We start from the raw sequence: 5,487 nt of genomic DNA, 5'->3' as shown, positions 1-5,487 counted from the left end.
CGGGTAAACCCGCTCCCACAGGGGTTGCACAGGCCCTGAAGGCACAGGTGATCCTGTGGGGAGCGGGTTTACCCGCGAAGAGGTCAGAACAGGAGAAGGATCAGCTGCGGGCCAACCGCCCACTTACATAATGCGCCACATCGTTGAACCCCGGCGTCGACGCATGCCCCGGCGTCACCAATGAATCAATGAACGCTTCATCCTCCGCGGTAATCTTCACCGCCAGCGCGCCGCCATAGGTATCCCACTGTTCTTCCGTCCGCGGCCCGACAATTGCCGAACTGACCAGCCGGTTGTTCAGCACCCAGGCAATCGCGAACTCGACGATACCCACGCCCTTGGCCTCCACATAGGCCTGGATCTGCCGGGCGATGGCCAGCGACTCCTGGCGCCATTCCACCTCCATGATGCGCTTGTCCTGGCGCCCGGCACGGCTACCGGCATCCGGCACCGCTCCCGGCGCATACTTGCCGCTGAGCACGCCCCGCGCGAGCGGGCTGAACGGCACCACGCCCAGGCCATGGGCTGCCGCAGCAGTAAGCTGCTCCGGTTCGGCCTGGCGGTTGACGATGTTGTACAGCGGCTGGCTCACCACCGGCCTGGGCACGCCCAGCCGCTCGGCAATGTGGCATGCCTCGGCGATGCGCCAGCCACGGAAGTTGGACACGCCCCAGTAGCGGATCTTGCCCTGGCGCAGCAGGTCGCCGATGGCCTGCACGCTCTCTTCCAGCGGCACTTTGTGGTCTTCGCGGTGCAGGTAGTAGATGTCCAGGTAGTCCATGTCCATGCGCGTCAGCGTGGCTTCCAGGGCATTGAAGATGTGTTTGCGCGATAGCCCGCTGCGGTTGGGCAGGCCATCGGCCGGGCCAAAGCCAACCTTGCTGGCCACGATCCAGTCCTGGCGATGGCGGGCCACCGCTTCGCCGACGATTTCCTCCGCGCGCCCGGCGTTGTACACGTCTGCGGTGTCGATGAAGTTGATGCCCTGGTCCCTGGCCTTGTCGATGATGCGCAGGGCGTCCTCGGTGCTGGTCTGCTCGCCGAACATCATGCTGCCCAGGGTAAGGGCGGAAACCTGCAGGCCACTGTGGCCGAGGGGGCGGTAGATCATGCGCTTGGGTCCTTGTGCGGTCGGCTGATCTATCCGTTTTACACACAACCGGGGCGCAATGAAAGGCAGCCTCAACCGATCAGCGCCAAGGCCTCCTGCAAGCTCAGCGGGCGCTTAAGGCGTTGCGACAGCGTCGCCATGGCATCGGAATAGCCCTTGGCGATGACCGCCTCGACCCGCTCATCCACGCATTGCAAGGCGATGAAGTCGCCTTTTTCCGGCTCGCCGACGAACTCGATACGGTTCCAGTCCCTCGCGTGGCCCAGTACTTCGTATGTGCGGCCATGCTGGTAGGTCCAGAAGAACGGTACGTCGGCGTAGCGGCGCTGCTCGCCAAGCATGTTGGCGGCGGCGATCACTCCATGTTGCTGGGCCAGGCGCCAGTGTTCGATTCGCACCGGGCGCCCGCTGAGCGGGAAGGTGGCGATATCCCCTGCGGCCCACAGGCCATCTGCCGCGCGCATTTCAGCGTCCACTTGCACCGACTTGTCTTCGGTCAGCAGCACCCCTTGTATGAAAGCGGTCGCCGGTCTGACCCCGGTGCCCAGCAGCACCAATGGCGTCTGTAGCCGTTCACCGTTGGCCAGCAGCACGGCCTCGACCTTGCCCTGGCCCTCGATCCGCTCGACCTCGGTGGGGCCATGGAAGGTGACCCCCTTGCGTTCGTGCAGCTCGCGGATGCTACGGCCAATGCGCTCGCCCAACTGCCGGGCCAGGGGGACCTCATGGCGGGTGACCAGGTGCACCTGCACGCCATATTTGCGCAAGGCCGAGGCGGCCTCCAGGCCAATGAAACCGTCGCCGACGATCACTGCCGGCTGGCCGGGCTCGGCAGCGTCCAGCAAGTGCGCGGCATCCTCCCTTGAGCGCAGGGTAAATACCCCGGGCAGGTCGACACCCGGGATATCGGGCCGCAGCGCCTTGCCGCCGGTGGCCAGCAGGCAGGCGTCATAGTCGATCTGCTGGCCGTCGGCCAAGGTAACCTGGCGTTTCTGGGTGTTCAGGGTGCGCACCTTGCCATGCTTGCGTTCCAGGTGGCCCTTGCGCAGGGCATCGGCCTCGAGCAGGGCCGGTACTTCATCGGGCGGCATCTGCCCGGCGATCACGAACTTGCTGAGGGAAGTACGATCGTAGGCTGGTTGGTGCTCCTGATCGATCCAGACCAGGCGGCCGGCAAAGCCATGGGCCAGCAGGGTGGAAACTGCGGCGCTGCCCGCGGCACCGGCGCCGACCACCACGAAACAGCGGGCATCACTGTGGCGGGGCGGTTCGGTTCTGGGCAGGGGCTGGTCGTCGACCCAGACTTCGTCGCCCTTGACCCAGGTTTTGTAGCGGCGCAGGTCGGCCAGGGCCGGCGGCTCGCAGACCGCGCCCTCGTCCACCGCGAACGCGGCCTTGTGCCAAGGGCACACCAGCAGGCCGCCGCACACCACGCCTTCATTGAGTGGCGCACCTTCGTGGGGGCAGTTGCCCTGGTAGGCGTGCACCTGGTCGCCCTGGCGGATGAGGATGATTTCCTCGCTGCCGGCCTGGACGCGCAGGGGGCGGTATTCGTCGAGTTGGGCCAGGCGGGCAACGGCGTGCTGGGTCATGGGGGTTCTCCAAAGGGGCCTTTGGAACCATTTGACGCCTGGGTCGGGGAGGGGATGCGTTGAGCTGACGATCGGTGGAGGGTGTGGATTTTACGTGGCCTGGGCTGGCCTCTTCGCGGGCTTGCCCGCTCCCACAGGGATACCACAGCCTTGAAGGTTGTGGTGATCCTGTGGGAGCGGGCGAGCCCGCGAAGAGGTTCAACTGGCCCTTGCAGTACTCAGCGCACCGGACCGGGTAACCCGCAAGGCCACCAGGCTACCGAACACGATCAACGCCGCCAGCGAATACAGTGCGGCATCGGTCGAGCCGGTCTGGTCCTTGATGAAACCGACCAGGTACGGGCTGAGGAAACCGGCCATCTGGCCCACCGAGTTGATGATCGCAAGGCCTGCAACAGCCGCGCTGGCGCTGAGCAGCGCGGTGGGCATCGGCCAGAACATGGGCAGGCCGGTGAGCGCGCCCATGGTGGCGATCGACAGGCCGAGAATGGCGATGGCCGGGTTGCCGGCGAAGTTCACCGCGATCAGCAGGCCGATGGCGCCCATCAGCATCGGCACCACAAGATGCCAGCGGCGCTCGTTGCGCAAGTCGGCCGAGCGCCCGCAGAGGATCATGAATACGCCGGCCAGCAGGTACGGGATGGCGCTGAGCCAGCCGATCAGCAACGGGTTGTCGAAGCCCATGTTCTTGATGATCGACGGCAGCCAGAAGTTGATCGCGTACACACCGCTCTGGATGCAGAAGTAGACAAAGCCGAAGGTCCAGATCAGCGGGTTGGTCAGCACGGCTAGCACGCTGTCGCCGGTAGTGCTCGGCTTGCTGGCGGCATCGGCCTCGAGGTCGGCGGCGATCAGCTGGCGTTCGGTCGGGCTCAGCCAAGCGGCTTTCTGGTAGCCGTCACTGAGCAGGAACACCGCCAGTACACCCAGTGCAACGGTTGGCAGGCCCTGGATCAGGAACATCCATTGCCAGCCGGCCAGGCCATGCTGGCCAGCGGCGAAGTGTTGCAGGATCCAGCCGGAGAACGGCCCGCCGAGCAGGCCCGAAACCGGGATCGCCGACATGAACAGGGCCATGATGCGACCGCGACGGGCCGCCGGGAACCAGCGCGAAAGGTACAGCACCACGCCCGGGAAGAAGCCGGCTTCGGCGGCGCCGGTCAGCAGGCGCAGGGCGTAGAACTCGGTGGGTGTGGTGACGAACAGCAGGCAGGTGGAGAGGCTGCCCCAGGCGATCATCATCAGCGCGATCCAGCGCCGCGGGCCGAAGCGGTTGAGCGCCAGGTTGCTCGGCAGGCCGCAGAGCACATAGCCGATGAAGAAGATGCCGGCGCCAAGGCCGTACACCGTTTCGCTGAACTTCAGGGCGTCGAGCATCTGCAGCTTGGCAAAGCCGACGTTGACGCGGTCCAGGTAGTTGAACAGGTAGCAGATGAAAATGAACGGAATCAGCCGCAGGGTGATGCGCCGGTACAGCGCGTTGCGGTGGGTGTCCGTGCCTTGGTCAGGGGCGGGGCTGTATGCCATGATCGGGTTCTCTGTTGTTATGGTTGTCGCCGCGTCGCCTGTTCCGGCGCTCGCCCTGACGAGTCTCGGGGACTGCGGCGTGCCTGTCTTTGTGCTTTTGCACAGCACTTGCACCGGGCTGCTGTGCCCGAGCCCAAAACCCTGATCTCCAAAGGACCGCTCAATGTTCGAACTCGACCATGACCTGGCACAGGATATCGTTGACCGGGCGATGGCCATTCTGCCATGCAACGTCAATGTCATGGACAGCCAGGGGTTGATCCTCGGCAGTGGCGAACCGGAGCGTATCAACACCCGCCACGAGGGCGCGCAACTGGTGTTGGCCAACGGCCGTATCGTCGAGCTGGATACCGACGCGGCCAAATGCCTGAAGGGCGTGCAGCCCGGGGTGAACCTGCCGCTGATGCTCGATGGCCGATTGATGGGCGTACTTGGCCTGACCGGTGACCCGCAGCAAGTGCGTACCTATGGTGAGCTGGTGCGCATGACCGCCGAAATGCTGCTGGCCCAGCGCCATTTGCAGGCCGACCAGCAATGGCGACGGCAGCGCTGTGACGATTTGCTGGCCCTGCTGCTGGGCGGCAGCGGCGATTCTCCGCGGTTGCTCGACGAGGCCCGGCAACTGGGCTTGAAACCCCAGTTGCCACGGGTACCGTGCCTGTTCGAACTGGCCTCGGGGCCAGCTGCCGAAACCCTGGCGGCATGGTTGATGAGCCGCTACCCGGACAGTTGGTGCGTAAGCCCGGCCCGCCAGTCGTTGTTGTGGTGTCGCCCGGCTGGCGTGGTGCTGGACGAGCCTCGTCTGCTGGAACGCCTGCAGCGTCATGGCTGGGAGGTGGAGCGGCTGGCCCTGGGCAGTGCCGCGCAAAGCCTGGAGCAACTGCGCCGGGGTTATCGCCGGGTGCGCGACCTGTTGGCCTATGGGCGCGAGGTACTGCCCGGCGAGCGCCTGCTCAGCCTGCAGCGCTACCGGTTGCCGGCATTGCTGTGGCGGCATCGCAACGATGATGCGCTGGATGAATTGCTGGAGCCGTTGCAGCGTATTCGCAGCAAGGACAGTAGCGGACAGTTGCTCACTACTCTGCGCGCCTGGTGTGCCCATGACGGCCAGAGCCAGGCCTGTGCCGATGCCCTGGGCATCCACCGCAACAGCTTGCGCTACCGCCTGGAGCGGATTGCCGAGTTGGGCGAGGTCGACCCACTGCGCATGGAAGGGATGCTTAGCTTGTACCTGGGGTTGCAGCTGCTGCCTGCCGA

At 65.3% G+C, this 5,487-nt stretch carries 4 protein-coding genes; 1 reads left to right on the top strand and 3 read right to left on the bottom strand.

The window, feature by feature from the left end:
- Positions 1 to 100 precede the first annotated feature (100 nt).
- The 3 genes from ACK1U9_RS16055 to ACK1U9_RS16045 form a co-directional block, all read right to left on the bottom strand.
- Positions 101 to 1,111: an aldo/keto reductase gene (locus ACK1U9_RS16055; RefSeq protein ID WP_046614204.1), complete on the bottom strand. Its 1,011-nt coding sequence runs from the start codon at positions 1,109 to 1,111 to the stop codon at positions 101 to 103.
- 71 nt (positions 1,112 to 1,182) lie between these two features.
- Complete coding sequence (locus ACK1U9_RS16050) at positions 1,183 to 2,703, bottom strand: FAD-dependent oxidoreductase (RefSeq protein WP_085598910.1); 1,521 nt, start codon at positions 2,701 to 2,703, stop codon at positions 1,183 to 1,185.
- Between the two features lie 198 nt (positions 2,704 to 2,901).
- Positions 2,902 to 4,230: an MFS transporter gene (locus ACK1U9_RS16045; protein ID WP_046614202.1), complete on the bottom strand. Its 1,329-nt coding sequence runs from the start codon at positions 4,228 to 4,230 to the stop codon at positions 2,902 to 2,904.
- A 163-nt stretch (positions 4,231 to 4,393) separates the two neighbouring features.
- On the opposite strand from ACK1U9_RS16045, the gene ACK1U9_RS16040 reads away from it, so the two are divergent.
- A partial coding sequence (locus tag ACK1U9_RS16040; protein ID WP_449110007.1) for a sugar diacid recognition domain-containing protein occupies positions 4,394 to 5,487 on the top strand: 1,094 nt, incomplete at its 3' end.

Source organism: Pseudomonas sp. XP1, from assembly GCF_053557675.1.
Note: the sequence above shows the minus strand (reverse complement) of the source record. Positions and strands in the feature narration are given on the sequence as shown.

What these genes read in the sequence shown, in the direction of transcription:
- ACK1U9_RS16055 (WP_046614204.1), bottom strand. Translation starts at nt 1,111, where the DNA reads ATGATCTACCGCCCCCTCGGCCACAGTGGCCTGCAGGTTTCCGCCCTT.
- ACK1U9_RS16050 (WP_085598910.1), bottom strand. Translation starts at nt 2,703, where the DNA reads ATGACCCAGCACGCCGTTGCCCGCCTGGCCCAACTCGACGAATACCGC.
- ACK1U9_RS16045 (WP_046614202.1), bottom strand. Translation starts at nt 4,230, where the DNA reads ATGGCATACAGCCCCGCCCCTGACCAAGGCACGGACACCCACCGCAAC.